This is a genomic window from Streptomyces sp. ICC1 (assembly GCF_003287935.1).
Lineage (GTDB): Bacteria > Actinomycetota > Actinomycetes > Streptomycetales > Streptomycetaceae > Streptomyces > Streptomyces tritrimontium.
Map to the genome: position 1 here is coordinate 4,530,492 of NZ_CP030287.1, position 26,048 is coordinate 4,556,539.

A 26,048-nucleotide genomic window follows, 5' to 3' on the forward strand; every position below is an offset into this window, starting at 1 on the left:
GCAGTGGTGATCAAGGTCGTCAAGGGGAATCCGACCCCCGAGGAGCTGGCCGCCGCACTGGCGGTGGTCCAAGCGCGCGCGGCGGCGCTGGCAACGGCGGCGCCGGGCGCGGAGCGGGTGGCGGACGCGTGGGCGGCGCCCGGCCGGGTGGCCCGGCGGACGCTGCCGCGGCCCGGTCCGGCCGCGTGGGGGCGCACCCACTGGCCTGCCTAGGCAGGCCGCCCCAGGCGAAGATGGCGTGAACGGACCGTGGCGCCTGAGTACCCGTACTCAGGCGCCACGGGCGTTCCCGGGGCCAGGATCGGGGCATGCTCTGGTCAGACCCGAAAGACGAGCCGCCGAAGGACATGCGCGAGGCCCAGGCGATGGTCCGGCGGATGACGGTGATCGTCGTCATCGCGATGGTCGTCGTCGTGTACGTACTGGGCGTGGGCGGGTTCTGAGGGCCGCCCCGCGAACCGTCCCGCGAACCGTCCGCCACCCGCGGCCCGGGGCCGCCCTACGATGGCGGGCATGACTGCCGAACACCGCCCCGAGGCCCGCCACGCGCTCGTCCTCGCCTCCGCCTCGCCCGCCCGGCTGAACCTGCTGAGGCAGGCCGGGCTCGCCCCGCACGTGATCGTCAGCGGCTTCGACGAGGACACCCTGAACCACGACGAGCCGGCCGAGCTGGCGCTCGCGCTGGCCGAGGCGAAAGCGGCCGTCGTGGCGGCCCTGGACGAGGCCGCGGGCGCCCTGGTGATCGGCTGCGACTCCGTGCTGGAGCTGGACGGCGAGGCACTGGGCAAGCCGGCGGACGCCGAGGAGGCCACGGCCCGCTGGAAGTCGATGCGCGGGCGCGCCGGGGTGCTGCGCACCGGGCACTGCGTGATCGACACGGCGACCGGCCGCCAGGTCTCGGCCACGGCGTCGACCACGGTCCGCTTCGGCGAGCCCACGGACGCGGAGGTGGCGGCGTACGTGGCGAGCGGCGAGCCGCTGCACGTGGCGGGGGCGTTCACCCTGGACGGGCTGTCGGCGCCGTTCATCGAGGGCATCGACGGGGATCACGGCAACGTGATCGGGATCTCCCTGCCGCTGCTGCGCTCCCTGCTCGCGGAACTGGGTTTCTCGATCACCGACTTGTGGGCTTGAAGTCCCCGAAGTCCCCGAGCAGCGGGTGGCCCGGCGGCGTGTCCTGGACATCGGGGCCGCCGCCCGCGGCGCCCGGACCTCCCGCGTCCGCGGCACCGTCCGTGCCCGCGGCACCGTCCGAGCCCGCTTCCTTGGCCGCGTAGAGCATCAGGCTGGCCACCAGCAGGCACAGGATCGCCATCATCACCCCGAACGCGGCCCAGCCCACCAGGCCGACCACGAGCGCGCCGAGCACCCCGTGGGTGATGGCGGCGGTGATCAGGAGCATGCGGGCGAAGGCTCCGGGGGCCCGGTCGCGGACCGCCGCGACGACCAGGAAGACGGCGCAGAGCAGCAGGAAGCCGCCCATGCCGGCGCCCATCGCGTAGGTGGCCTTGGACATGACGTCCGGATCCATGCCCGCGATGGACATCGACTGGTTCGCGGTGGTCCGGCCGAGGACGAGGTGGACGAAGGCGAGCACCGCCCCCTCCACGACGAGTACGACCGCGGTCGCTCCGGCCACGGATCTCCGCAGCACCACGCCACCCACACCAGCCACGACGCCCCCATCCCCCACAGGCACATGCCTGTTCGACGCCTGGAGGCTACTAACGGGTAATCCTGCCGACAAGGGGCCGGGACCGCTTCGTTACGGTGGGGCTCCCACCCGGTGGCCGCCCGGCGTCGGCGCGGCGTCGGCCCGGCGTCTCCCCGGTATCCGCACGGCGGCCACGCAAAGATTGAATGGGCCGTTCGTAGGGACTCGACAAAGAATCACCCGGGCCCGCTGACCTGGCGGACAGAGACCAGGGACGCGCGGCAGGGTTACTGTGCAGTCGGGGATCCCCCTGACGTGGGGCGCCGCATGGGGTTTTTCGACTCCAGTCAGACTCGAATCACACTGTGTGTGGGCAAGGTCACCTCTGGGGAAGGGTCGAAAGGCCGTGTGGGCTGTCCCTAAACTCAGCTTGTTTCAAGGAGGGAGCCATCGTGCGCAAGGTGCTCATCGCCAACCGTGGCGAAATCGCAGTCCGCGTTGCTCGGGCCTGCCGGGATGCCGGAATCGGGAGCGTAGCCGTCTACGCCGATCCGGACCGGGACGCTCTGCACGTCCGCGCGGCCGACGAAGCTTTCGCGTTGGGCGGTGACACCCCGGCCGCCAGCTACTTGGACATGTCCAAGATCCTGCAGGCCGCAGCCGATTCCGGTGCGGACGCCATCCATCCCGGATACGGCTTCCTCTCCGAGAACGCCGACTTCGCGCAGGCCGTCCTCGACGCGGGCCTGACCTGGATCGGCCCGCCGCCGCAGGCCATCCGCGACCTCGGTGACAAGGTCGCCGCCCGCCACATCGCGCTGCGCGCCGGTGCGCCGCTCGTGGCCGGCACGCCCGATCCGGTCTCCGGTTCGGACGAGGTCGTCGCCTTCGCCAAGGAGCACGGCCTGCCGATCGCGATCAAGGCCGCCTTCGGCGGCGGCGGTCGCGGCCTGAAGGTCGCCCGCAACCTCGAAGAGATCCCGGAGCTCTACGACTCCGCCGTGCGCGAGGCCGTCGCCGCCTTCGGCCGCGGCGAGTGCTTCGTCGAGCAGTACCTCGACAAGCCGCGGCACGTGGAGACCCAGTGCCTGGCCGACTCCCACGGCAACGTGGTCGTCGTCTCCACCCGTGACTGCTCGCTGCAGCGCCGCCACCAGAAGCTGGTGGAGGAGGCTCCCGCGCCGTTCCTGAGCGAGGCTCAGAACGCGGAGCTCTACGCGGCCTCGAAGGCGATCCTGAAGGAGGCCGGCTACGTCGGCGCGGGAACCGTCGAGTTCCTCGTCTCCGCCGACGGCCTCATCTCCTTCCTCGAGGTCAACACCCGCCTGCAGGTCGAGCACCCGGTGTCCGAAGAGGTCGCCGGCATCGACCTGGTGCGCGAGATGTTCCGCATCGCCGACGGCGAGGAGCTCGGCTACGGGGACCCGGTCCTGCGCGGCCACTCCTTCGAGTTCCGCATCAACGGCGAGGACCCGGGCCGCGGCTTCCTGCCGGCGCCGGGCACCGTCACCAAGTTCAACGGCCCGTCGGGCCCGGGCGTCCGCCTGGACGCGGGCGTCGAGACCGGCTCGGTCATCGGCCCCGCGTGGGACTCCCTGCTCGCCAAGCTCATCGTCACGGGCGCCACCCGCGAGCAGGCCCTGCAGCGGGCGGCGCGCGCGCTGGCCGAGTTCGAGGTGGAGGGCATGGCCACGGCCATCCCGTTCCACCGCGCGGTCGTCGCCGACCCGGCCTTCACCTCGAACCCGTTCACGATCCACACCCGCTGGATCGAGACCGAGTTCGTCAACGAGATCCCGGCGTTCGTGGTGCCCGCCGCGGACGACACCGAGGACGAGCCGGGCCGCGAGACCGTGGTCGTCGAGGTCGGCGGCAAGCGGCTGGAGGTCTCCCTCCCGTCCTCGCTGGGCATGACCCTGGCCCGCACCGCGGCGGCCGGCGGCGCGAAGCCGAAGCGCCGCGCGGCGAAGAAGTCCGGCCCGGCCGCCTCCGGCGACACCCTGGCCTCGCCCATGCAGGGCACGATCGTCAAGGTCGCGGTCGAGGAGGGCCAGCAGGTCAACGAGGGCGACCTGATCGTCGTCCTCGAGGCGATGAAGATGGAACAGCCGCTGAACGCCCACCGCTCGGGCACGATCGTGGGGCTCTCGGCGGAGGTCGGCGCATCGCTCACCTCCGGCGCGACCATCTGCGAGATCAAGGACTGACGTCCCGCCCTCAGCACGAAAACGCCGGCGGGGCTGGACACATCCAGCCCCGCCGGCGTTTTTTCAGCAACGGCCCCGCGCGCACCCGCGCCGCGTCACAGCACTAGCGACGCCGCATGTCCGCGACCCGGGCCCGCTCGCCCGCCGCAGCCACCTGCTGCTCGTGCAACGACCCCGCGCTACGCAGCTGCGCGGTCGGCCCGCCACGCCGCTGCACCGGCAGCGGCGATTCCCGGCGCGGCCGCCGCCCGGCCATCCCCTCGCCGGATCCACCGCCGGAGGCACTCGCTCCGCCGGCCACCGTGATCTGCACGCCCTGGTCCGCCAGCGCCTGCAACTCCGTACCGGCCCGGTCGTCGTGCGGTGGCGGCTCGTCCGTCACCAGCCGCGTGATCACGTCCGTCGGCACGGTCTGGAACATGGTGTCCGTCCCGAGCTTCGTGTGGTCGGCGAGGACCACCACCTCCGCGGCGGCCTGCACCAGCGCCCGGTCCACGCTCGCGGAGAGCATGTTGGACGTGGACAGCCCGCGCTCGGCGGTCAGCCCGCTGCCGGACAGGAAGGCCCGCGAGACCCGCAGGCCCTGGAGGGACTGCTCGGCACCGCTTCCGACCAGCGCGTAGTTGGACCCGCGCAGGGTTCCGCCGGTCATCACCACCTCCACCCGGTTCGCATGGGCCAGGGCCTGTGCGACGAGCAGCGAGTTGGTGACCACGGTGAGTCCGGGCACCCGGGCGAGCCGGCGGGCCAGCTCCTGGGTCGTGGTGCCCGCGCCGACGACGATGGCCTCGCCCTCTTCGACGAGACCGGCCGCGACATCGGCAATGGCGGTCTTCTCCGCCGTCGCGAGATGGGACTTTTGCGGAAAGCCGGATTCCCGCGTGAAACCGCCCGGCAATACCGCACCGCCGTGCCGGCGGTCGAGGAGTCCTTCTGCCTCCAGTGCCCGCACGTCCCGCCGTACGGTCACTTCGGAGGTCTGGACGACGCGGGCGAGCTCCCGGAGCGATACCGCTCCGTTGGCCCGCACCATTTCGAGGATCAATTGGCGACGTTCTGCAGCGAACACGAAACTGACAGTAACCCCAACGACCGTCTGCTTTCAGCTCCTTGCGCCGGAATTCCGAAGTTGTCCATACCGTGAGCCGACTAGTGGTATACGCGGTCGGCCCGTCGCGCACTTGCTCCGCGACGGGCCGACCGTCTGCTCCAAAACCCTTGCGCACAAGGGTCGTTATCGGTGTTTACGCCTCGTCGCCGGACTTGCGGGTGTGCAGCTGGCGGGCGGCCTCCGCGATCGAACCCGACAAGGAGGGGTACACGGTGAACGCGTTTGCGATCTGCTCGACCGTCAGGTTGTTGTCGACGGCGATCGAGATCGGGTGGATGAGTTCGCTCGCGCGCGGCGAGACGACCACGCCACCGACGACGATCCCGGTGCCGGGGCGGCAGAACATCTTCACGAAGCCGTCCCGGATGCCCTGCATCTTGGCGCGCGGGTTGCGCAGCAGCGGGAGCTTCACGACCCGGGCGTCGATCTTGCCGGAGTCCACGTCGGCCTGGGTGTAGCCGACGGTGGCGATCTCGGGGTCGGTGAAGACGTTGGAGGAGACCGTCTTCAGGTTCAGCGGGGCCACCGCGTCGCCGAGGAAGTGGTACATCGCGATGCGCCCCTGCATGGCGGCCACGGACGCCAGCGCGAAGATCCCGGTCACGTCGCCGGCCGCGTACACGCCGGGCGAGGAGGTCCGGGAGACCTTGTCGGTCCAGATGTGCCCGGACTCCTTGAGCTTGACCCCGGACTCCTCCAGGTTCATGCCGGTGGTGTTGGGCACCGCGCCGACCGCCATCAGGCAGTGCGTGCCCGTGATGACCCGGCCGTCGGAGAGGGTGACCTCGACCCGGTCGCCCACGCGCTTGGCGGACTCGGCGCGGGAGCGGCCGATGACGTTCATGCCGCGGCGGCGGAAGACGTCCTCCAGCACGGCGGCGGCGTCCGGGTCCTCGCCGGGCAGCACGCGGTCGCGGGAGGACACGAGGGTCACCCGGGAGCCGAGTGCCTGGTAGGCGCCGGCGAACTCGGCGCCGGTCACGCCGGAGCCGACCACGATGAGCTCCTCGGGGAGCTCATCGAGGTCGTAGACCTGGGTCCAGTTCAAGATCCGCTCGCCGTCGGGCATGGCGTCGGGGATCTCGCGGGGGTGCCCGCCGGTCGCGATGAGCACGGCGTCGGCGGTCAGGATCGTCTCGCTGCCGTCGGCGGCGGTGACGATGACGTCCCGCGTGCCGTCGATGCCCTGCGGGCCGCCGAGCTTGCCGCGGCCCCGTACGACGCGGGCGCCGGCCCGGGTGACGGAGGCGGTGATGTCGTGCGACTGGGCGAGCGCGAGGCGCTTGACGCGCCGGTTCACCTTGCCGAGGTCCACGCCGACGACACGCGCGGCCTGCTCGATGTGCGGGGTGTCGTCCGCGACGACGATCCCGAGCTCCTCGTACGACGAGTCGAAGGTCGTCATGACCTCGGCGGTCGCGATGAGGGTCTTGGAGGGCACGCAGTCGGTGAGCACCGACGCCCCGCCCAGACCGTCGCAGTCCACGACGGTCACCTCCGCGCCGAGCTGGGCCCCCACGAGGGCCGCCTCATACCCGCCTGGTCCGCCGCCGATGATCACGATCCGGGTCACGAAAACTCCGCCTCACGTCTACCCGGCCGGCTGCCGCCCCGGCCGGGGCTTCCGGGGGTCTCCCCGGGGGATGCATTCCGTGCCCCATTGTCCCGCACGCATCAAGGTGCTTCACCCCCAGCCCGCCGTACGGGCGGCGGGCGCGGCCCCGGCCCGCCCAAGGCCAGGCCAGGGCCCTGCCCGTACGCGACGGGGTCCGCCGGTGCCCGGGCGCCGGGCCCGCCGCGCCGCCCCGGGGGCCGGCGCCCGTCCGCCCGGGGGCCGGGGCCCCGTCCGGCCGGGCACGCGACGGAGGCCGCCCCTCCCGTACCCTCGACCCCATGTCGCTCTACGCCGCGTACGCCGGCAACCTCGACCCGCGGCTGATGACGCGCCGCGCTCCGCATTCGCCGCTGCGCGGCACGGGCTGGATCAACGACTGGCGGCTGACCTTCGGTGGCGAGCAGATGGGCTGGGAGGGCGCGCTGGCGACGATCGTCGAAGCACCCCGCCACCAGGTCTTCGTCGCGCTGTACGACGTCGCCCCGCTGGACGAGGACTCCATGGACCGGTGGGAGGGCGTCGGGCTCGACATCTACCGCCGGATGCGGGTGCGCGTGCACACGCTGGACGGCGAGGAGGCCGCCTGGGTGTACGTCCTGAACGGCTACGAGGGCGGCCTGCCCTCGGCCCGCTACCTGGGAGAGCTCGCCGACGCGGCCGAGTCCGCGGGCGCCCCCCACGACTACGTGATGGAACTGCGCAAGCGCCCCTGCTGAATCCAGCCCCGCCGGCGTTTGAGGCGCGGGGTCCGGGGCGGAGCCCCGGCAACGGCGCCGCACCGCCCACCCCGACGGGGACAATTCGTCGGAAACGACAAGGCAACGATCCGAACACCGTGAGCTGCGCCATCTACGCGCGTAGGCGAAGAGGGGCTACGCTCTTCCGCGTGAACGCATCTGTTACCGACCCCTTCGCCGCCGCCGACGCCGCAGCCGCCCGACTCCGCGAGCTGACCGGCGCCGAGACCCACGATGTCGCCCTCGTGATGGGCTCCGGCTGGGCCCCCGCCGCAGAGGCGCTCGGTGCGCCCGAGGCCGAGTTCCCGGTCACCGACCTGCCCGGCTTCCCGCCCCCCGCCGTCGAGGGCCACGGCGGCAAGATCCGCTCGTACAAGATCGGCGACAGGCGCGCGCTGCTCTTCCTCGGCCGGACCCACTACTACGAGGGCCGCGGCGTCGCCGCCGTCGCCCACGGCGTGCGCACCGCCGTCGCCGCCGGCTGCAAGACCGTCGTCCTGACCAACGGCTGCGGCGGTCTGCGCGAGGGCATGAAGCCCGGTCAGCCCGTGCTGATCAGCGACCACCTCAACCTGACGGCCACCTCGCCGATCGTCGGCGCGAACTTCGTGGACCTCACCGACCTGTACTCGCCGCGCCTGCGCGCGATGTGCAAGGAGATCGACGAGACCCTCGAAGAGGGCGTCTACGTGCAGTTCCCCGGCCCGCACTACGAGACCCCGGCCGAGATCAACATGATCCGCGTCATGGGCGCCGACCTGGTCGGCATGTCCACCGTGCTGGAGGCCATCGCCGCCCGTGAGGCCGGCGCCGAGGTGCTCGGCATCTCGCTGGTCACCAACCTGGCGGCGGGCATCTCCGGCGAGCCGCTGAACCACGAAGAGGTGCTGCAGGCCGGCCGCGACTCGGCCGCGCGCATGGGCAAGCTGCTGACCCAGGTCCTCGCCCGGATCTGACCGAGCGACCCGACCGACCGACGAGAGGTAGTGCAGGACGTGCAGGACGATCTGATCGCACGGGCCCAGGCCTGGCTGGCCGAGGACCCGGACCCGGAGACGGCGGACGAGCTCGCGAAGCTCATCGAGACGTCGGCGGACGCCGGGGTGGCGGCCGAGCTCGCGGACCGCTTCTCCGGCATGCTCCAGTTCGGCACCGCCGGGCTCCGCGGCGAGCTGGGCGCGGGCCCGATGCGGATGAACCGGAACGTGGTCATCCGGGCCGCGGCGGGCCTCGCGGCCTACCTCAAGGCCCAGGGGCACGCCGGCGGCCTGGTCGTCGTCGGCTACGACGCCCGCTACAAGTCGGCCGACTTCGCCCGCGACACCGCCGCCGTGATGATCGGCGCCGGGCTGCGCGCGGCCGTCCTGCCCCGCCCGCTGCCGACGCCCGTCCTCGCCTACGCCATAAGGCACCTGGGCGCCGTCGCCGGCGTCGAGGTGACCGCGAGCCACAACCCGCCCCGGGACAACGGCTACAAGGTCTACCTCGGCGACGGCTCGCAGATCGTCTCCCCGGCCGACGCCGAGATCGCCGCGCAGATCGACGCGATCGCCGCGCTGGCCGACGTACCGCGCGCGGACAGCGGCTGGCAGGACCTCGGCGACGAGGTCCTGGAGGCCTACCTGGAGCGCACGGACGCCGTCCTGACCCCCGGGTCCGCCCGGGGCGTGCGGACCGTCTACACGGCCATGCACGGCGTCGGCAAGGACGTCGTCCTGGCCGCCTTCGCCCGCGCGGGCTTCCCGGCCCCGGTCCTCGTGGCCGAGCAGGCGGAGCCGGACCCGGCCTTCCCGACCGTGGCCTTCCCGAACCCGGAAGAGCCCGGCGCGATGGACCTGGCCTTCGCGACGGCCGCCCGGGCGAACCCGGACATCGTCATCGCCAACGACCCGGACGCCGACCGCTGCGCGGTGGCCGTCCCGGACGCCGCGTCCGCCACCGGCTGGCGGATGCTGCGCGGCGACGAGGTCGGCGCGCTGCTCGCCGCCCACCTGGTGCACAAGGGCGCCACGGGCGTCTTCGCCGAGTCGATCGTCTCCTCCTCCCTCCTCGGGCGGATCGCGGAGGCGGCGGGCCTGGGCTACGAGGAGACCCTCACGGGCTTCAAGTGGATCTCCCGCGTCGAGGGCCTGCGCTACGGGTACGAGGAGGCGCTCGGCTACTGCGTGGACCCCGAGGGCGTCCGCGACAAGGACGGCGTCACCGCCGCCCTGCTCGTCGCCGAACTGGCCTCGGAGCTCAAGGAGCAGGGCCGGACCCTGACCGACCTGCTGGACGACCTGGCGATGGCCCACGGGCTGCACGCCACCGACCAGCTGTCGGTCCGCGTGGAGGACCTGTCGGTCATCGCCTCGGCGATGGCGGCGCTGCGCGCGGAGCCCCCGGTCTCGCTGGCGGGCCTGCGGGTCGCCTCGGCGGAGGACCTGAACCAGGGCACGGCGACGCTCCCGCCCACGGACGGGCTGCGCTACTACCTGGAGGGCGACTACAAGGCCCGGGTGATCGTGCGTCCGTCGGGCACGGAGCCGAAGCTGAAGTGCTACCTGGAGGTCGTGGTCCCGGTGGCGGAGGCCTCGGACCTCGAACCGGCCCGCGCGCGCGGCCGGGAAGTGCTCGACGCGATCAAGAAGGACCTCGCGGCGGCGGCCGGCATCTGACTTTCCCCGTGCCGCTCGCACGGCTCGGCCCTGGCGGGCCTCTCCGGCTTCGCGGCGCTGCGCCGGACTCCGTCCGGCGACCCGTCGGCACGACGTCGGCCCCCGAGTCCCGACCGGCCCCGGACCCATTGGTCCGGGGCCGTTCGGCGTTGCCGGGGCGGTCAGCCGGCGTACGGGTTGAACGGCGGCGCCGGGGCCGCCGGCCGCGCGGCCCGGGTCTGGGCGCGGCGGCGGTACTCCGCGGTCGGCAGGCCGCCGACGCCCCAGCTCTCCAGGTCGACCTCCTCGATGACGACGAAGGTGGTGGCGGGGTCCTTGTCGAGGACGTCGACCAGCAGGCCGGTGACCCCGGCGATGATCTCCGCCTTCTGGGCGGCGGTGGCACCCTCGCGGGTGATCTTCACATTGACGTACGGCACGGTGCGGGTCCTCTCGGGATGCGGGGAGCGGGGGCGGGGCGTTCAGGAGCGGCCGGTGACATGGCCGCCGTCCACGCGCAGGACGTGGCCCGTGACGAACTCCGCGTCCGCGAGGTAGAGGACCGCCTGCGAGATCTCCGCGACCTCGCCGACCCGGTTCAGCAGCGCGAGGCCCCCGTACGCGTCCACGTCGGAGCCCTCGTGCAGCGGCGTGCGGACGATGCCGGGCGCCACGAGGTTGACCCGGATGCCGTCGGCCGCGAGCTCGGCCGCCAGGCTGACCGTCAGCCCGTGCACGCCGGCCTTGCTCGCCACCGGCGCCGAGGCCGGGAAGCCGGCCAGGCCGTGGTCCACCAGGACGGTGCCGATGTTGACGACTCCGGCGCCGCGCCCCTGCGCGCGCACCGCCCGTACGAAGGCCTGGGTGGTGAGGTAGGTGCCCTTGAGGTTGTGGGTCAGGAAGCCGTCCAGCTCCTCCTCGGTGACCTCGGTGAAGGGCTTGGACTCGAAGGTCCCGGCGTTGTTCACGAGGACGTCGACGCTCCCGAAGCGGTCGAGGGCGGTCCGGACGAGGGCCTCGCCGGTGCCCGGGTCGGCGATGTCCCCGGCGACCCAGGCGGTGCGCTCCGGGCGGCCGAGGACGGCCGCGGCCTTGGCGAGGCGGCCGGCGTCGCGACCGTTGAGGACGACGTTGGCGCCCCGGTCCAGGAAGGCGCGGGCGATGTCCAGCCCGATGCCGCTGGAGGAGCCCGTGACGAGGGCGGTACGGGTGCCGTGGGCGGCGGCGCTGTCGGTCATGGCGTCGGTCATGGCGTCGGACATGGTTCGGGTGCCTTTCGTATCCGACCGGTTGGTTCACCGATCGGCGCTTCTCGCTGACACCAGAAACGTATGACCGTTCAACTCATCACACCACGACCGATTTTGAAGCATGTGATAATCCACGGTTATGGATGTCGACCTGCGCGACCTGCAGCTCCTGGAGGCGATGGCCGAGAGCGGCTCGCTGACCGCCGCCGCCTCGCGGCTCTTCGTGAGCCAGCCCGCCCTCAGCCAGCGCCTGACCCGGCTGGAGGACCGGCTGGGCATGCGGCTCTTCGAGCGCGCGGGCCGCCGCCTGGTCCCGAACCCGGCCGGCCGCAGGATGCTCGTCGCCGCGCGCCACGTCCTCGGCGAACTGGAGTCGGCCACCCGCGACCTGCGGGACATCCGTGACGGCAGGGACCGCCGGGTGCGCTTCGCCGCGCAGTGCAGCACCACCTTCCCGTGGCTGCCCCCCGTGCTGCGCGCGTTCCGCGAGCGGGAGCCGGACACCGAGGTGCGGATCGTCACGGTCCCCGACGACGCGCCGATCCCGGCCCTCCTCGCCGACCTCGTCGACGTCGCCCTGGTCACCAAGCCGGACACGCAGATGGACCGGGTGAGCCTGCGCCCGCTGTTCGAGGACGAGATGGTGGCCGTGGTGCCCGCCGGACACCACTGGGCGTCCCGCACGCACGTGACGGCCCGCGACTTCACGGGCGTGGACCTGGTCCTCTACGACGTCTACGACCAGAGCCGCATCCCCTCGGAACCGCTGCCGATCCCGCCGGGCGCCCGGCCGGCCCGCATCACCACGATGCCCCTGGTGACCGACCTGGTCATCGAGATGGCCGCGGGCGGGCAGGGCGTGGCGATCCTGCCGAACTGGGTGGCCGCGCCGTACGCGTCCTCGCACGGCCTCGCCCTGGTCCGCATCGGGGCCCGGCCCTTGACCCGCACCTGGTTCTGCGCCACGCGCCCCGGCCCCCTCCCGCCCCACCAGGCCGCCTTCGTGGAGGAACTGACGGCCTGCCTCACGGGCCCGCGCCTCCCCTGAAGCCGGCCGGACGGGGCCCCGCCGTCCGCCGGCGGCGCCTCAGGAAGGCTTCGGGAGGACCACGTCGCCCAGCGTCGGGACCGCCTCGGGCCGCGAGCGGACGGCGTCACTGCACTCCCACGCCCTCGGCGGATCCGAGTCGGGCCCGCCCAGCACCACCGGTCCCGGCCCCGCGGACACGGCGTCGCTCGAAGAGAACGTGCACACGATCTGCGACAGCGCCACCGGCGGCAGGTCCTCGGGCTTGCGGCTGAGCCGCACCGTGCCCGCCGGGTCGCCCGCCCTCGGCGCCACCGCCAGCAGCCCGGCCGGCACCTCGGTCGAGAAGCCAGCTTCCCGCTCCTCCGCCGAGGGCTCCCGCTGCAGCGCCTCCAGCAGGGCCTGGCCGACCAGCACCATCGCGTCCCGGGACGGCCTCTTCTCCGGGACCGGGACCAGCCGCTCGACCCCGACGAGCTGGGCCCCGCAGACCAGTTCCACCGTGGCCCGGATGCCCTGCACCCCGCTCGTCCCGGCCGGCGTGGCCGCCGGGGTCTTGCACGACACCCGCGAGGGGGCCGCGCCCACGTCCACCGGAACGGTGGTCGCCCGGATCCCGCACCCCGGCAGGGCTCCCAGCGCGAACAGGCCCAGGGCCGCCAGCGCGGCCGCGCTACGCCTCGTCACCGGCGATCACCTTCCCCACGTCCACGGGCAGCCGCAGCGTGAACAGCGCGCCGCCCTCCGCCCCGTTCTCCGCGGTGATGTCGCCACCGTGGATGTGCGCGTTCTCCATCGCGATGGACAGGCCCAGACCGCTGCCGTCCGACTTCGGCCGCGAGGCGCTCGCCTTGTAGAACCGGTCGAAGACGTGCGGCAGCACCTCCTCGGGGATGCCCGGCCCGTTGTCCCGTACCGCCATGACCAGCCACTCCCCCTCCACCGTGATGGAGACCCGCACCGGCGACCCGCCGTGCTTGAGCGCGTTGCCGATCAGGTTGGCCAGGATCACGTCGAGGCGCCGGGGGTCGAGCCGCGCCACGATCCCGCGCTCCGCGTCGAGTTCGACCGCGTCGAGCCAGGCGCGCGCGTCGATGCACGCCGTGACCTGGTCGGCGACGTCCACGTCGTCGAGCACCAGGCGCGCCGTTCCCGCGTCGAAGCGGGTGACCTCCATCAGGTTCTCCACCAGGTTGTTCAGCCGCCTGGTCTCGCTCACGACCAGCGCCACCGCCGGTGCGATCATCGGATCGAGGTCGTCGACCTCTTCCTCCAGCACCTCGGCGACCGCCGTCAACGCCGTCAGCGGCGTGCGCAGTTCGTGGGACATGTCCGCGACGAACCGCCGGCTGGACTCCTCCCGCGCGCTCATGTCGGCGACCTTCTTCTCCAGCGCCTCGGCCGTCTTGTTGAAGGTGTGCGCCAGATCGGCGAGTTCGTCCGTTCCCGACACCTCGAGCCGGTGGTCCAGCTCCCCCTCGCCGAGCCGCCGCGCCGCGTCGCCGAGCCGCTGCACGGGCTTGAGCACCGTACGGGCCGCCGCCTGCGCCAGGAGCGCGGAGCCGAGCAGCGCGAGCCCGGTGGCGATGGTCAGCGACCAGGCCAGGGCGTTGAGGTCGTCGCGCTCCTGGGCGAGGGACTTGTACATGTAGCCCGTCGGCCCGCCGCCCACGATCCGGGTGCCGCCGACCAGGTACGGGTTGCCGTGCGGCTTCGTCCGCTGCCAGTACATGTGGTACTCGGCGTCGTTGGCCGAGGTGGTCTTCTGCCGGTCGTCGACCGCGTGCTGCAGCGCCTTGGGCACGTCGGCCAGCGAGAAGGCGTCGGGACCGGCCGCGCCGGACACCTTGCGGCCGTCCCCCAGCTCCTCGACCAGCAGGACGCTGTAGCCCGGGCTGCTGCCCGCCATCATCTCGGCGGTGTGCTGCAGCTCGTCCTGCGTCGGGTCGGCCGGCAGCGAAGCGGCCCGGTTCTGCATCTCCTGCCGGAAGTCCCCGAGGGCGGCGTCCTGGGTACGGGTCAAAACCGCCTCGCGGTTGAGCCAGTACGCGATCCCGGACGCGGAGACCGCGGCCGTCAGGGCGACCAGCGCGAACACGACGAGGAGCCGAAGCCGCAGGCTGGTCCAGCGCCGGCCCGCGAACAGGGCTTTGATCACTGAGGGGAGTCCAGTCGGTAGCCGACGCCCCGGACCGTGCGGATCAAGGTGGGGGACGAGGGCACTTCCTCGACCTTGGCGCGCAGCCGCTGGACGCAGGCGTCCACGAGGCGCGAGTCGCCGAGGTAGTCGTGCTCCCAGACGAGCCTCAGCAACTGCTGGCGGGAGAGCGCCTGGCCGGGCCGGCGGCTGAGCTCCAGGAGCAGCCGCAGCTCGGTCGGGGTGAGCTGGAGGTCCTCGCCGTTCTTCGTCACCGTCATGGCGGACCGGTCGATGACCAGCGAGCCGAAGACGGCCGAGTCGGTGGACTCGCGCTCTCCGCGGCGCAGCACGGCCCGGATGCGGGCGTCGAGCACCCGCCCCTGGACGGGCTTGACGACGTAGTCGTCGGCTCCGGACTCCAGGCCGACCACCACGTCGATGTCGTCGTTGCGGGCCGTCAGCAGGATGATCGGCAGCTGGTCGGTGCGGCGGATGCGCCGGCACACCTCGAAGCCGTCGATGCCGGGCAGCATCACGTCCAGCACGATGAGGTCCGGCCGCTGCTCGCGGAGCAGTTTCAGGCCGTCCTCGCCCGTCGCCGCGGTGGCCACACGGTGGCCCTGGCGTGACAGGGAGAGTTCGAGGGCCGTGCGGATGGCGTCGTCGTCCTCGATGAGCAACAGGAAGGGCACGGGCTCATTCTGTCCCATCGCCCCTCCGGACTTCGACCGCCCTGCGTCCCCAATCCCGGGCGGGGGTCCGGGAGGGTGCCGGCGGCGGGCCGGCCGGGACCCGGCGGGACCCTGTGACAGGCCTGTGACAGTCGAAGGACACCTCGGTTATGTCGGGCGGGCAGTCTTCTAGCAACGAAGAGACAGACTCCACGACGGGGGGCGCGAGATGAGCACGCTGCACAGCACCACGACCAGCGCGGTTGTCACGCGGCTGCACGATGTGAACCGCCGGACGGCCGTCCGTACGGCGACGGCCCCTTCCCGGCGGCCGGCGCACGTGGTGGCCATCGACGCGAAGACCTACGAGCGCCCCTCCGTTCCCACGCAGCGCACGGCGAACCCGTCCTGCGACTCCGAGGCCGAGTTCACGGCGTACGTCCAGGAGCGCCGGTCCGCCCTCTACGCGACCGCCTTCCACCTGACGGGCGACCGCTACGAGGCCGAGGACCTGCTGCAGACCGCGCTGTTCTCCACGTACCGCGCCTGGGACCGCATCAGCGACAAGGCGGCCGTCGGCGGCTACCTGCGGCGCACGATGACGAACCTGCACATCAGCGCCTGGCGCCGGCGCAAGCTGAACGAGTACCCGACTGAAGAGCTCCCGGAGACGGCCTCGGACACCGACGCGATGGGCGGTACGGAGCTGCGCGCGGTGCTGTGGCAGGCGCTCACCCGCATCCCGGAGCCGCAGCGCACGATGCTGGTGCTGCGCTACTACGAGGGCCGCACGGACCCGGAGATCGCGGAGATCCTGGGCATCAGCGTCGGCACGGTGAAGTCGAGCATCTGGCGCTCGCTGCGGCGGATGCGCGAGGACGAGGCGCTGAGCTTCGGCCGCGACGAGGCGGAGTCCTTCGAGGACCTCGTCGCGGCCGAAGCTCAGCGCCTCGTCCTCGCGCATCCGCCCCCCCGCCACGTCCTCCCCGACGGCGCCCCGCTCGTCCTCGTCGCCTGCTCCGGCGGCGCCGACTCCATGGCGCTCGCCTCCGCCCTCGCCTTCGAGGCCCCCAAACTCGGAATCCGGGCCGGCGGCATCACCGTCGACCACGGGCTCCAGGCCGGATCGGACCTGCGCGCCGCCGAGGTCGTCTCCCGCATGACCGCGCTGGACCTCGCCCCCGTGGAGTCCGTCGCCGTGCGCGTCGGCCGGGACGGCGGACCCGAGGCCGCCGCCCGCGACGCCCGCTACGCGGCCCTGGACGAGGCCGCCGACCGGCTGGGCGCCGTGGCCGTGCTGCTCGGCCACACCCGCGACGACCAAGCCGAAACCGTCCTGCTGGGCCTCGCCCGCGGCTCCGGCATCCGCTCGCTGTCCGGCATGGCCGAGGTGTCGGGCGGGCCGGGAGACCCCGGAACCCGCGGTCGCGGCCGCAGCCACCGCTACCGGCGGCCCTTCCTGCAGGTCGACCGGCAGACCGCCCGCAAGGCCTGCATGGTCCAGTCCCTCGCCGTCTGGGACGACCCGCACAACATCGACCCCGCCTACACCCGCTCCCGGCTGCGCCACGAGGGACTGCCCGCCCTGGAGAAGGCGCTCGGCAAGGGGGTCGTGGAGGCGCTCGCCCGCACCGCCCAGCTGTCCCGCGACGACGCCGACGCCCTGGACGCCTGGGCCGCCGAGGCGGAGAGCGGCGTACGGGACGAGGACGGCCGCCTGGAGTGCGCCAAGCTGTACGCGCTGCCCCCCGCGGTCCGCCGCCGCGTGCTGCGCCGGGCCGTGGTCGCGGCAGGCTCGCCCGCCGGCTCCCTCTTCGCCCGCCACATCGAGGAAGTCGACCGGCTCATCACCGGATGGCGCGGTCAGGGCGCCATCAACCTGCCCGGCCGGGTCGAGGCCCAGCGGCAGGGTGGCAGACTGGTCATCCGGCAGGGCTGATTGGTGCTGAAACACGGCTGAGACCTCCGGGGTCACCCCCGGAGCCCCAGCCGACAACGAAAGTGATGCGGGTGGACGAGAAGGACATGGGCAGCGACCTCCAGTCGGTGCTCATCACCAAGGAAGAGATCGACGCGAAGCTGGCCGAGCTGGCCGCGAAGATCGACGCGGAGTACGCGGGCAAGGACCTGCTCATCGTCGGCGTCCTCAAGGGCGCGGTGATGGTGATGGCGGACCTGGCGCGCGCCTTGTCCACCCCGCTCACCATGGACTGGATGGCGGTGTCCTCGTACGGCGCCGGGACCCAGTCCTCGGGCGTGGTGCGGATCCTCAAGGACCTGGACACCGACATCAAGGACAAGCACGTCCTGATCGTCGAGGACATCATCGACTCGGGCCTGACGCTCTCCTGGCTGCTGTCGAACCTGGGCTCCCGCCAGCCGACGTCCCTCGAGGTCGTCACGCTGCTGCGCAAGCCCGACGCCGCGAAGGTCGCGATCGACGTGAAGTGGGTCGGCTTCGACATCCCGAACGAGTTCGTCGTGGGCTACGGCCTGGACTACGCGGAGAAGTACCGCAACCTGCCGTTCGTCGGCACGCTCGCGCCGCACGTCTACGGCGGCTGACCCCGAACCGGACCAAGTGTCCGGACAGGGGAACCCTGGAGCGATTCCCGCCGTTGGAGCATGGAAAGGCGGGTCTGTCAGCCGTCCCATGGGGCAGCGGGTGACAATACAGGGGTACATTCCGAAGAACAGTCTTTACTCACAGCAGCATTTACCTACGGGCAGGAGGGACGGGGTGCCTGGCGCCCCGTATGGATGGACGTGAAGCGATACTTCCGTGGGCCGGTCATGTGGATCGTGCTGGCCGTCCTCGCCGTGGTCGTGTTGATGAATGTCGTCGGATCCGGCGGCGGCTACAAGTCGGTGGACACGAGCGAGGTCATCAAGGCGATCAACAGCGGCCAGGTGCAGCAGGCGCGCCTGACCACCGGTGACAGCCAGATGGTCAAGATCGACCTCAAGAAGGACCAGAAGCTCGGAGACAACTCCGGGTCCAAGTTCCAGGCCAACTACATCGGGGACCAGGGCGTCCAGCTCGCCCAGAACCTCCAGACCAAGTACGAAGCCGGTCAGATCCCCGACGGGTACTCCGTCGCGCCGGACAAGACCAGCCCGTTCCTCAGCGTGCTGCTCTCGCTGCTGCCCTTCGTCCTCATCGTCGTCGTCTTCCTGTTCCTGATGAATCAGATGCAGGGCGGCGGCTCCCGGGTCATGCAGTTCGGGAAGTCCAAGGCCAAGCTCATCACCAAGGACACCCCGAAGACGACGTTCGCGGATGTCGCGGGCGCGGACGAGGCCGTCGAGGAGCTCCACGAGATCAAGGAGTTCCTCCAGGAGCCGGCGAAGTTCCAGGCCGTCGGCGCCAAGATCCCCAAGGGTGTGCTGCTCTACGGCCCGCCCGGCACCGGCAAGACCCTGCTCGCGCGTGCCGTCGCGGGCGAAGCCGGTGTCCCCTTCTACTCGATCTCCGGTTCCGACTTCGTCGAGATGTTCGTCGGTGTCGGTGCCTCGCGTGTCCGCGACCTGTTCGAACAGGCCAAGGCCAACGCTCCGGCGATCGTCTTCGTCGACGAGATCGACGCCGTCGGCCGGCACCGCGGTGCGGGCCTCGGCGGCGGCCACGACGAGCGCGAGCAGACCCTCAACCAGCTGCTGGTCGAGATGGACGGCTTCGACGTGAAGGGCGGCGTCATCCTGATCGCCGCCACGAACCGTCCGGACATCCTCGACCCGGCGCTCCTGCGCCCCGGCCGCTTCGACCGCCAGATCGCGGTCGACCGTCCGGACATGCAGGGCCGTCTGGAGATCCTCAAGGTTCACGGGAAGGGTAAGCCGGTCACTCCGGACGTCGACCTGGGTGCGGTTGCCCGGCGTACGCCCGGCTTCACCGGTGCCGATCTCGCCAACGTCCTGAACGAGGCCGCGCTGCTCACGGCCCGCTCGGACCTGAAGCTGATCGACAACCACGCGCTGGACGAGGCGATCGACCGCGTCGTGGCGGGTCCGCAGAAGCGGACCCGGATCATGTCGGACCGGGAAAAGAAGATCACCGCGTACCACGAGGGCGGACACGCCCTGGTCGCGGCGGCTTCCCCGAACTCCGACCCGGTCCACAAGATCACGATCCTGTCCCGCGGCCGGGCCCTGGGTTACACCATGGTCCTGCCCGAAGAGGACAAGTACTCGACCACGCGCAACGAGATGCTCGACCAGCTGGCGTACATGCTGGGCGGGCGCGCGGCCGAGGAACTGGTCTTCCACGACCCGACCACGGGTGCCGCGAACGACATCGAGAAGGCCACGGCAACGGCCCGCGCGATGGTCACGCAGTACGGCATGACCGAGCGCCTCGGCGCGATCAAGTTCGGCGGGGACAACACCGAGCCGTTCCTGGGCCGCGAGATGTCGCACCCGCGGGACTACTCGGAAGAGGTCGCGGCGCTGGTCGACGAAGAGGTCAAGAAGCTCATCGAGACCGCGCACAACGAGGCCTGGGAAATCCTGGTCGAGAACCGCGACGTGCTCGACAACCTCGTTCTCGCACTGCTGGAGAAGGAGACGCTCAACAAGGAGCAGATCGCCGAGGTCTTCTCGACGATCGTGAAGCGCCCGGCCCGCCCGGCGTGGACCGGCTCCTCGCACCGCACGCCGTCGACCCGTCCGCCGGTGCTCTCTCCCAAGGAGCTCCAGCTGACGAACGCGGCGAACGGCACGTCGGCGGCCTCGGCCTCGCCCGCCGTGACCGTGGAGAAGTCCCCGGAGCCCTCCCCGGAGGAGCGCTCCGAGTAGTCGGGGACGATCCCTGCCCGGAATGGATGCCGCGCCCCCCAGGTTCTAGCCTGGGGGGCGCGGCACTTTTGCATGGCCGCGAGCGAACACAGGAACGAGGAGCAGATGACCGACCCAGTGACCCTGACCGGTGGCGAGGGCACGATCGGCGAGTTCGACGAGAAGCGCGCCGAGGCGGCCGTCCGCGAGCTCCTGATCGCGGTCGGCGAGGACCCCGACCGCGAGGGCCTCCTGGCGACCCCGGGCCGCGTCGCGCGGGCGTACAAGGAGATATTCGCCGGCCTCTACCAGAAGCCGGAGGACGTCCTGACGACGACCTTCGACCTCGGTCACGACGAGATGGTCCTGGTGAAGGACATCGAGGTCATGAGCACCTGCGAGCACCACCTGGTGCCCTTCCACGGAGTGGCGCACGTCGGCTACATCCCGTCCGTCGACGGCAAGATCACCGGGCTGTCGAAGCTGGCCCGCCTCGTGGACGTCTTCGCCCGCCGCCCCCAGGTGCAGGAGCGGCTGACCACCCAGATCGCCGAATCGGTCATGGAGATCCTGGACCCGCGCGGGGTCATCGTGGTCATCGAGTGCGAGCACATGTGCATGACCATGCGCGGTGTCCGCAAGCCCGGCGCGAAGACCATCACCTCGGCCGTCCGCGGCCAGCTGCGCGACCCCGCCACGCGCAACGAGGCGATGAGCCTCATCATGGCGCGCTGACCCGGTGGGCACGGGGGAGGGGGCGGCCGGTGAGCCGGCCGCGCAGGACGCGGCGGACGACGGCTGGGGGCCGCTGAGCGAGGACGTCCGGCGGACCCTGGAGCTGTTGTTCGACGGGGACTCGGACCAGGAGCGGGGCTTTCGCGCGCAGATCCCGCACACGTCGATGGTCAAGAGCGACTGCTCGTGTCCGTGCGTGTTCCTGCGCGTGGACACGGACGCCGTCGCGCGCGTGCCGATGGAGCTGACGGTGGACGGGGTCGCGGGCGCCTCCCTCTTCAACGCGGAGGGCGGCTACGACGGCGAGGTGACCGTCCTCGCGGGCCGCGGCGTCATGTTCGACCTGCAGTTCTGCGACTGGGAGGACCAGGGGCCGGGGCCGCTGCGGCTCTGGGAGTGGCTGGGCCCCCGCCACCCGACGACCTCCGCGGAGGAGCCCGCGGCGGTCCCCGCGGCCGGTCCGGCTAGGCGCTGGCGGTGGCCTTGGCGGGGTCTTCGTCGTCCGGGAGCTTGAGTACGTGCTCCAGGAAGAGCGCGGCGGCGACGACCGCCGCGCCCGCCAGGACCGAGAAGCCGGCGTACCAGGCCTGGTCGCGGCGGGCGGGGACGTCGAGGAGGTCCGTCAGCAGGAAGACGCCCACGCCGCCGTAGGCGCCCGCCACCAGGGCGGCCACCAGGGCGCTGGCCTGGCCGAAGACGACCGCGCGGGCCGCCATCAGCGGCTCCACGCCCTTGGCGTCCGGCACCCGCTCGCGCTGCGCCTTCAGGCGGGCGCGCAGCGAGAGGGCCGTCGCGAGCAGGACCACCGCGATGGCGGCGAGCACGATCGGTGCGGCCAGCGGGATGCCCGGCAGCAAGCCGTAGGAGTTCCACAGCCGGGCGCCCGCCCAGGAGAGCACCCCGGCGATCGCGAAAATGCCCGCCAGGACCGCCGGCCTCAGTTGCTTCACGTGCCTGTTCCCCGCTTTCTGTGCGTACCCGGCGATCTTAGGTCTTCGGCTCCCCGGGCGGGGGCAGGCATCGTGTTCCGTCCCGGTCGGACCGGGCGGGCCGCTACTCGGGGAGGCGCAGTTCCAGGTCCTGGCGGTGCGTGAGCCCCGCGAGGCCGACCGCGGCCAGCAGCCCGGCGACGGGCCCGTGGCCCGGCAGCGTGGCCTCGGGGTCGATGTCGTTCCAGGGGGCCAGCACGAAGGCGCGCTGGTGGGCGCGCGGGTGCGGGAGGGTCAGGACCGGGTCGGCGGAGAGCACGTCGGCGTACGCGATGATGTCGACGTCGATCGTGCGGGGTCCCCAGCGCTCCTCGCGCACGCGGTCGAAGGCCTCTTCGATGGCGTGGCCGCGCTCCAGCAGGGAGCCGGGCGGCAGGGTGGTCTTCACCGAGATGACGGCGTTCAGGTACGAGGGCTGCGAGGCCGGGTCCACGCCCCACGGTTCCGTCTCGTAGACGGGGGAGACGGCCTTGACCCGCAGGCCCGGCGTGTCGCCGAGGGCGTCGATGGCGCCCTGCAGGGTCTCCAGCCGGTTCCCCAGGTTCGCGCCGAGAGCGATGACGGCCCACTTGGGATTGGACAGCGTGACGTCCGCCGCGTCCACGGCCTCGACGACGGACGCCGGGACGGGCTGGACGGTGGGATCGCTCTGGGCTTTCATTCCGTTGTTCACGCGCGGCTCCGGGTGATCGTGATGGTCACGTCGTCGAAGGGGACGGTGATGGGTGCGTCCGGTTTGTGGACGACGACCTCCACCTGGGCGACCGCCTCGTGCTTGAGGCACTGCTGGGCGATCCGCTCGGCGAGCGTCTCGATCAGGTCGACCGGCTCCCCTTGGACCACGTCGACGACTTCCTCCGCGACTACCCCGTAGTGCACGGTCTTAGCCAGGTCGTCGCCCGCCGCCGCGGGACGGGTGTCGAGGTGGAGCACCAGGTCGACGATGAAGGTCTGGCCTTCCTCGCGTTCCCGGGGGAAGACGCCGTGGTGCCCGCGAGCCTTGAGGCCGCGCAGCGCGACACGATCCACGCGAATCACTCCTGCTTTTCGTAGGTGCTTCCGGTCCGGGACTCCCCGGATCCATGGGCCTAGGCCGAGTGCGGTCGGCGTCGTCCATCTTCGAATTTACCTGCGAAATACCTCGGCCCCCGACAGCACCCCGACTGAGGGCTAGGAGGACTCCTCCTCGTCGTCCTCGTCGGAGTCCGTGAGCACGGGAGAACCGTGGTGCGACCAGAGCCGCCAGCCCTCCGGTGTGCGTCGGAACACATTCGTGGCGACGACGAGCTGGCCGACGAGCGGGCCCAGTTCCCCGCCGTCCTCGGCGGGCCCGCCGCTGAGGATGTTCTCCGTGCAGGTCACCAGGGCGGTGTCGGCTATCACGGCGACCTTGGTGTCCGTCAGGAAGAACTGGATGTACTCGGTGTGGGACATGATCAGCGCGTACGAGCGCAGTACCTCGCCGCGTCCCGAGAGCACCGGCCAGCCCGGGTGCACGCAGGAGATCTCGTCTTCGAGCCAGAGCGCCGACAGCGCGTCGAAGTCCCCCTGCTCCATGGCCTCGTAGAAGGCCGTGTTGACCTCTTCGACGGCTTCGATGTCGGTACGGCTCACCGTGCCCCCTCCTCTTCACCACGGGTGGTACGCAGTGCCCCTTCCACGGCGCGGGCCACCCGAACCGCGTCCGCGCTCGCCCGTACCTCGTGCACCCGAACGGCCCAGGTGCCCTGCTGGGCGGCGATCGCGGAGACGGCCGCGGTGGCGGCGTCCCGTTCGCGGGCGGGCGGCGGGGAGGCGTCCGCGGTGCCCGCCAGGACCCGGCCGAGGAAGCGCTTCCTCGAGGCGGCGACCAGCAGCGGGAAGCCCAGCGCGCGCAGCTCGGGCAGGTGGGCGACCAGGGCCAGGTCGTGCTCGGCGTTCTTCGCGAAGCCCAGACCGGGGTCGACGACGAGCCGCTCGGGGGCGATCCCGCCGGAGACGACCGCGTCGATGCGGGTCCGCAGCTCGGCGGTCACCTCGGCGAGGACGTCCTCGTAGACCGCGAGGCTGTTCATGCCGTCGCTGAAGCCGCGCCAGTGCATGACCACGAACGGCACCTCGGCGGCCGCCACGGCCGGGATCATGCCGGGGTCGGCGAGCCCGCCGCTGACGTCGTTGACCAGCACCGCGCCGGCCGCGACGGCCTGCGCGGCCACGGAGGCGCGCATGGTGTCCACGGAGACGACGACGCCTTCGGAGGCGAGGCCCCGCACGACGGGGACGACCCGGCGCAGCTCCTCCTCCTCGTCGACGCGGGAGGCGCCGGGGCGGGTGGACTCACCGCCGACGTCCACGAGGTCGGCGCCCTGGGCGACGAGGTCGAGGCCGCGCTTGACGGCCGCGGTGGTGTCGAACCAGCGGCCGCCGTCGGAGAAGGAGTCGGGGGTGACGTTGACGACGCCCATGACCCCGCAGCGGTCCCACTCCGGCAGGCCGGTGACCCGGCCCCGCTCGGTGGCCGCGCGCTTCGTGTTCATGACTCCAGGGTATGGGGTGGCCCGGACCCGGCAGGGCCCCCGGAGCCGGGCGGCTCCGGGGGCCCTGGACGGCGTACGGGGCTTACGCGGCCTGGACCTCGCGCTCCGCCGGGGCGGGCACCGCCGCGCGCACGGCGTGGTGGTGGGCGCAGGTGCGGACCGGCTTGGGACGGCGGCGGCTGGCGAACAGGCGGGGCAGGGCCAGCGTCACGAAGCCCTCGGCCTGCATCGCGGCGAAGCCGATGCGGGGCAGGTCCCGGGGGGTGCGGAAGACCACGAAGCGGGGCTCCCAGCGGGGGCGGAACTTCGCGTTGAACTTGTACAGCGACTCGATCTGGAACCAGCGCGAGAGGAACACCAGCAGGCTGCGCCACATCCGCAGCACCGGGCCGGCGCCGATCTTCTCGCCGCGGGCCAGCGCCGAGCGGAACATCGCGAAGTTCAGCGAGACCTTCTCGATGCCCAGCGCCGGGCAGGCCTCCAGGGAGGCCACGATCAGCAGCTCGTTCATGCCGGGGTCGGCGGCGCGGTCGCGGCGCATCAGCTCCAGCGACATGCCGTCCTTGCCCCACGGGACGAAGTGCAGGACGGCCTTCAGGTCGCCGAAGGGGGACGGGTCGTCCTCCTCGACGCGGTGCGCGGTGGCGATGTAGCAGTCGCCGTCGCCCGGGTCGCCGACCCGGCCCAGCGCCATGGAGAAGCCGCGCTCGGTGTCGGTGCCGCGCCAGGCCTCGGCGGCGCCCCGTACCTGCTCCAGTTCGGTCCCGGTCAGCTCGCTGACCCGGCGGACCTGCGTGGTGTAGCCGTTGCGCTCGATGCGCTTCACCATCTGGCGGACGTTGCGCATCGCCCGGCCGGACAGCGAGAAGTCTTTGACGTCGACGATCGCCTCGTCCCCGAGCTCCAGGGCGTCGAGCCCGGTCTCCCGGGTCCAGACCTCGCCGCCGGTCTCGCTGCAGCCCATGACGGCGGGGGTCCAGGAGTGGGCCTTGGCCTCCTCCATGAACCGCTCGATGGCGCCGGGCCAGGCCTCGACGTCGCCGACGGGGTCGCCGGAGGCGAGCATCACGCCGGAGACCACGCGGTAGGTGACGGCCGCCTTGCCGCTGGGGGAGAAGACGACGGCCTTGTCGCGGCGCAGCGCGAAGTGGCCCAGCGAGTCGCGGCCGCCGTGCTTGGCGAGCAGCTCGCGCAGCTTGACCTCGTCGTCGGCGGTGAGCCGGGCGGCCGGGTGCTCGGGGCGGAAGGCCAGGTAGATGGTGGTGACGGCGGTCAGCATGCCGAGGGCGCCGAGCGAGTAGCCGACGGTCCAGGACACCCGGCCTGCGTAGTCGACGGGGCCCTCGAAGCCGAAGAGCCCGTAGACGACGTGGCTGATCTGCTCGTACACGCCCGGATTGCCGACCACGCGGCCCGGGTGCGAGTTGACGATGACCAGTCCGAGCCCGATGGAGCCGGCGCTCATCAGGACGAAGTTGGCGAGCGCCTTCCAGCGGCTGCGCGGGTCCGGGAGCGCCTTGAATTCACTCTGGTGGCGCAGCAGGAGCCACAGGAGCACCGCCGAGATCACCACGCCGGCGACGGAGTGGCGGTAGGTGAACTGGGCGACCGCGCCGGCGGGCAGCAGCACCACGGCGGCCCGCCAGGCACGGCGCTTGTGGCGCTTGAGCCCGTGGGCGAGCAGCAGGAGCAGGACGCCCGCGCTGAGCGCCAGCGCGGCGGCGAAGGGACCGAAGGAGCCGGGCAGCACCTCGGTCACGGCGTGGATGCGGCTGTGCCTGAACCGCGGGAAGACTCCCGCGGCGATGTCCAGCAGGCCGACGACCATGACGGCCGTGCCCACCAGGCCGGGGACGGCCTCCGGTCGTGGGCCACGGAGGATTCGACCGACCCGCTTCGGAACCTGTCCCGACTTATCGCCATCTATCCTGCTAGACATCGCTTCCCGTTGCTCCGCGAGAGATCATGTGGCCGAAGGCCGCGACAG

Annotated in this window: 26 protein-coding genes and 2 pseudogenes; 14 read left to right on the plus strand and 14 right to left on the minus strand. The window is 72.0% G+C overall.

Annotated elements, in window-relative coordinates:
- The first annotated feature begins 3 nt into the window (after positions 1–3).
- From DRB96_RS21320 to DRB96_RS21325, 3 genes are all read left to right on the plus strand, one after another.
- A complete protein-coding gene (locus DRB96_RS21320; protein WP_112449895.1) occupies positions 4–213 on the plus strand; it encodes an acyl-CoA carboxylase epsilon subunit in 210 nt (69 codons plus the stop codon).
- A 95-nt stretch (positions 214–308) separates the two neighbouring features.
- Positions 309–443 carry a hypothetical protein gene (locus DRB96_RS45960; RefSeq protein ID WP_275431985.1) on the plus strand — a complete coding sequence of 45 codons (135 nt, stop codon included), beginning with the start codon at positions 309–311 and terminating at the stop codon, positions 441–443.
- A gap of 61 nt (positions 444–504) precedes the next feature.
- On the plus strand, positions 505–1,134 hold the full coding sequence (locus DRB96_RS21325; RefSeq protein ID WP_112449896.1) for a nucleoside triphosphate pyrophosphatase: 630 nt from the start codon (positions 505–507) through the stop codon (positions 1,132–1,134).
- Here the strand turns inward: DRB96_RS21325 and DRB96_RS21330 are convergent.
- Complete coding sequence (locus DRB96_RS21330) at positions 1,115–1,639, minus strand: hypothetical protein (RefSeq protein ID WP_239516109.1); 525 nt, start codon at positions 1,637–1,639, stop codon at positions 1,115–1,117. The two genes, DRB96_RS21325 and DRB96_RS21330, sit on opposite strands and share 20 nt — an antisense overlap.
- 467 nt (positions 1,640–2,106) lie before the next feature.
- On the opposite strand from DRB96_RS21330, the gene DRB96_RS21335 reads away from it, so the two are divergent.
- The gene (locus DRB96_RS21335; RefSeq protein WP_112449897.1) at positions 2,107–3,861 is read left to right on the plus strand and encodes a biotin carboxylase N-terminal domain-containing protein; all 1,755 of its coding nucleotides are present in this window, start codon (positions 2,107–2,109) and stop codon (positions 3,859–3,861) included.
- A 103-nt stretch (positions 3,862–3,964) separates the two neighbouring features.
- Here the strand turns inward: DRB96_RS21335 and DRB96_RS21340 are convergent, their stop codons facing one another.
- A complete protein-coding gene (locus tag DRB96_RS21340; protein WP_112449898.1) occupies positions 3,965–4,930 on the minus strand; it encodes a DeoR/GlpR family DNA-binding transcription regulator in 966 nt (321 codons plus the stop codon).
- 175 nt (positions 4,931–5,105) lie between these two features.
- On the minus strand, positions 5,106–6,545 hold the full coding sequence (locus tag DRB96_RS21345) for an NAD(P)H-quinone dehydrogenase (RefSeq protein WP_112449899.1): 1,440 nt from the start codon (positions 6,543–6,545) through the stop codon (positions 5,106–5,108).
- A gap of 320 nt (positions 6,546–6,865) precedes the next feature.
- Here DRB96_RS21345 and DRB96_RS21350 point away from each other — a divergent pair, with 320 nt between their 5' ends.
- The 3 genes from DRB96_RS21350 (at position 6,866) to DRB96_RS21360 (ending at position 9,981) form a co-directional block, all read left to right on the plus strand.
- The gene (locus DRB96_RS21350) at positions 6,866–7,303 is read left to right on the plus strand and encodes a gamma-glutamylcyclotransferase (protein WP_112449900.1); all 438 of its coding nucleotides are present in this window, start codon (positions 6,866–6,868) and stop codon (positions 7,301–7,303) included.
- Between the two features lie 170 nt (positions 7,304–7,473).
- Positions 7,474–8,280 carry a purine-nucleoside phosphorylase gene (locus DRB96_RS21355; RefSeq protein ID WP_112449901.1) on the plus strand — a complete coding sequence of 269 codons (807 nt, stop codon included), beginning with the start codon at positions 7,474–7,476 and terminating at the stop codon, positions 8,278–8,280.
- Between the two features lie 39 nt (positions 8,281–8,319).
- Complete coding sequence (locus DRB96_RS21360; protein ID WP_112453610.1) at positions 8,320–9,981, plus strand: phospho-sugar mutase; 1,662 nt, start codon at positions 8,320–8,322, stop codon at positions 9,979–9,981.
- Between the two features lie 161 nt (positions 9,982–10,142).
- Here the strand turns inward: DRB96_RS21360 and DRB96_RS21365 are convergent, their stop codons facing one another.
- Both DRB96_RS21365 and DRB96_RS21370 read right to left on the minus strand, forming a co-directional pair.
- Positions 10,143–10,400: a 4-oxalocrotonate tautomerase family protein gene (locus DRB96_RS21365; protein ID WP_112449902.1), complete on the minus strand. Its 258-nt coding sequence runs from the start codon at positions 10,398–10,400 to the stop codon at positions 10,143–10,145.
- A gap of 42 nt (positions 10,401–10,442) precedes the next feature.
- Positions 10,443–11,222 (minus strand): SDR family oxidoreductase, encoded by a 780-nt coding sequence (locus tag DRB96_RS21370; RefSeq protein WP_239516108.1) that lies wholly within the window; start codon positions 11,220–11,222, stop codon positions 10,443–10,445.
- Positions 11,223–11,349: 127 nt separating this feature from the next.
- Between DRB96_RS21370 and DRB96_RS21375 the strand changes: the two genes are divergently transcribed.
- The gene (locus tag DRB96_RS21375; protein ID WP_112449903.1) at positions 11,350–12,258 is read left to right on the plus strand and encodes a LysR family transcriptional regulator; all 909 of its coding nucleotides are present in this window, start codon (positions 11,350–11,352) and stop codon (positions 12,256–12,258) included.
- 39 nt (positions 12,259–12,297) lie between these two features.
- Here the strand turns inward: DRB96_RS21375 and DRB96_RS21380 are convergent, their stop codons facing one another.
- From DRB96_RS21380 to afsQ1, 3 genes are read right to left on the minus strand one after another with little or no spacing between them, the layout of a single operon-like run.
- On the minus strand, positions 12,298–12,924 hold the full coding sequence (locus tag DRB96_RS21380) for a hypothetical protein (RefSeq protein ID WP_239516107.1): 627 nt from the start codon (positions 12,922–12,924) through the stop codon (positions 12,298–12,300).
- Complete coding sequence (locus DRB96_RS21385) at positions 12,911–14,395, minus strand: HAMP domain-containing sensor histidine kinase (protein ID WP_112449904.1); 1,485 nt, start codon at positions 14,393–14,395, stop codon at positions 12,911–12,913. The genes DRB96_RS21380 and DRB96_RS21385 overlap by 14 nt, the downstream gene beginning before the upstream one ends.
- The gene (gene afsQ1, locus DRB96_RS21390; RefSeq protein ID WP_204358054.1) at positions 14,392–15,069 is read right to left on the minus strand and encodes a response regulator transcription factor; all 678 of its coding nucleotides are present in this window, start codon (positions 15,067–15,069) and stop codon (positions 14,392–14,394) included. The genes DRB96_RS21385 and afsQ1 overlap by 4 nt, the downstream gene beginning before the upstream one ends.
- 208 nt (positions 15,070–15,277) lie before the next feature.
- Between afsQ1 and DRB96_RS44755 the strand changes: the two are divergent.
- The 6 genes and pseudogenes from DRB96_RS44755 to DRB96_RS21415 all read left to right on the plus strand — a co-directional run.
- A pseudogene (locus DRB96_RS44755) lies at positions 15,278–15,922 on the plus strand (SigE family RNA polymerase sigma factor); the annotation flags it as partial.
- 120 nt (positions 15,923–16,042) lie between these two features.
- A pseudogene (gene tilS, locus DRB96_RS44760) lies at positions 16,043–16,987 on the plus strand (tRNA lysidine(34) synthetase TilS); the annotation flags it as partial.
- Between the two features lie 65 nt (positions 16,988–17,052).
- Positions 17,053–17,613 (plus strand): hypoxanthine phosphoribosyltransferase, encoded by a 561-nt coding sequence (gene hpt, locus DRB96_RS21400; RefSeq protein ID WP_112449907.1) that lies wholly within the window; start codon positions 17,053–17,055, stop codon positions 17,611–17,613.
- Positions 17,614–17,808: 195 nt separating this feature from the next.
- Positions 17,809–19,842, plus strand: a complete 2,034-nt coding sequence (gene ftsH, locus DRB96_RS21405; protein ID WP_112449908.1) for an ATP-dependent zinc metalloprotease FtsH — start codon at positions 17,809–17,811, stop codon at positions 19,840–19,842.
- Between the two features lie 105 nt (positions 19,843–19,947).
- The gene (gene folE, locus DRB96_RS21410) at positions 19,948–20,556 is read left to right on the plus strand and encodes a GTP cyclohydrolase I FolE (RefSeq protein WP_112449909.1); all 609 of its coding nucleotides are present in this window, start codon (positions 19,948–19,950) and stop codon (positions 20,554–20,556) included.
- Between the two features lie 4 nt (positions 20,557–20,560).
- Positions 20,561–21,070 (plus strand): hypothetical protein, encoded by a 510-nt coding sequence (locus DRB96_RS21415; protein ID WP_112449910.1) that lies wholly within the window; start codon positions 20,561–20,563, stop codon positions 21,068–21,070.
- On the opposite strand, the gene DRB96_RS21420 is transcribed toward DRB96_RS21415, so the two are convergent.
- The 6 genes from DRB96_RS21420 to DRB96_RS21445 form a co-directional block, all read right to left on the minus strand.
- Positions 21,021–21,506, minus strand: a complete 486-nt coding sequence (locus DRB96_RS21420) for a DUF3180 domain-containing protein (RefSeq protein WP_112449911.1) — start codon at positions 21,504–21,506, stop codon at positions 21,021–21,023. The two genes, DRB96_RS21415 and DRB96_RS21420, sit on opposite strands and share 50 nt — an antisense overlap.
- A 103-nt stretch (positions 21,507–21,609) precedes the next feature.
- Complete coding sequence (folK, locus tag DRB96_RS21425; RefSeq protein WP_112453613.1) at positions 21,610–22,206, minus strand: 2-amino-4-hydroxy-6-hydroxymethyldihydropteridine diphosphokinase; 597 nt, start codon at positions 22,204–22,206, stop codon at positions 21,610–21,612.
- Between the two features lie 8 nt (positions 22,207–22,214).
- Positions 22,215–22,574: a dihydroneopterin aldolase gene (gene folB, locus DRB96_RS21430; protein WP_030010912.1), complete on the minus strand. Its 360-nt coding sequence runs from the start codon at positions 22,572–22,574 to the stop codon at positions 22,215–22,217.
- 141 nt (positions 22,575–22,715) lie between these two features.
- On the minus strand, positions 22,716–23,159 hold the full coding sequence (locus tag DRB96_RS21435; protein ID WP_112449912.1) for a nuclear transport factor 2 family protein: 444 nt from the start codon (positions 23,157–23,159) through the stop codon (positions 22,716–22,718).
- Entirely contained in the window at positions 23,156–24,061 is a 906-nt protein-coding gene (gene folP, locus DRB96_RS21440) for a dihydropteroate synthase (protein WP_112449913.1), read from the minus strand. The genes DRB96_RS21435 and folP overlap by 4 nt, the downstream gene beginning before the upstream one ends.
- A gap of 82 nt (positions 24,062–24,143) precedes the next feature.
- Entirely contained in the window at positions 24,144–26,000 is a 1,857-nt protein-coding gene (locus DRB96_RS21445) for a phosphatidylglycerol lysyltransferase domain-containing protein (RefSeq protein WP_112449914.1), read from the minus strand.
- Positions 26,001–26,048 lie beyond the last annotated feature (48 nt).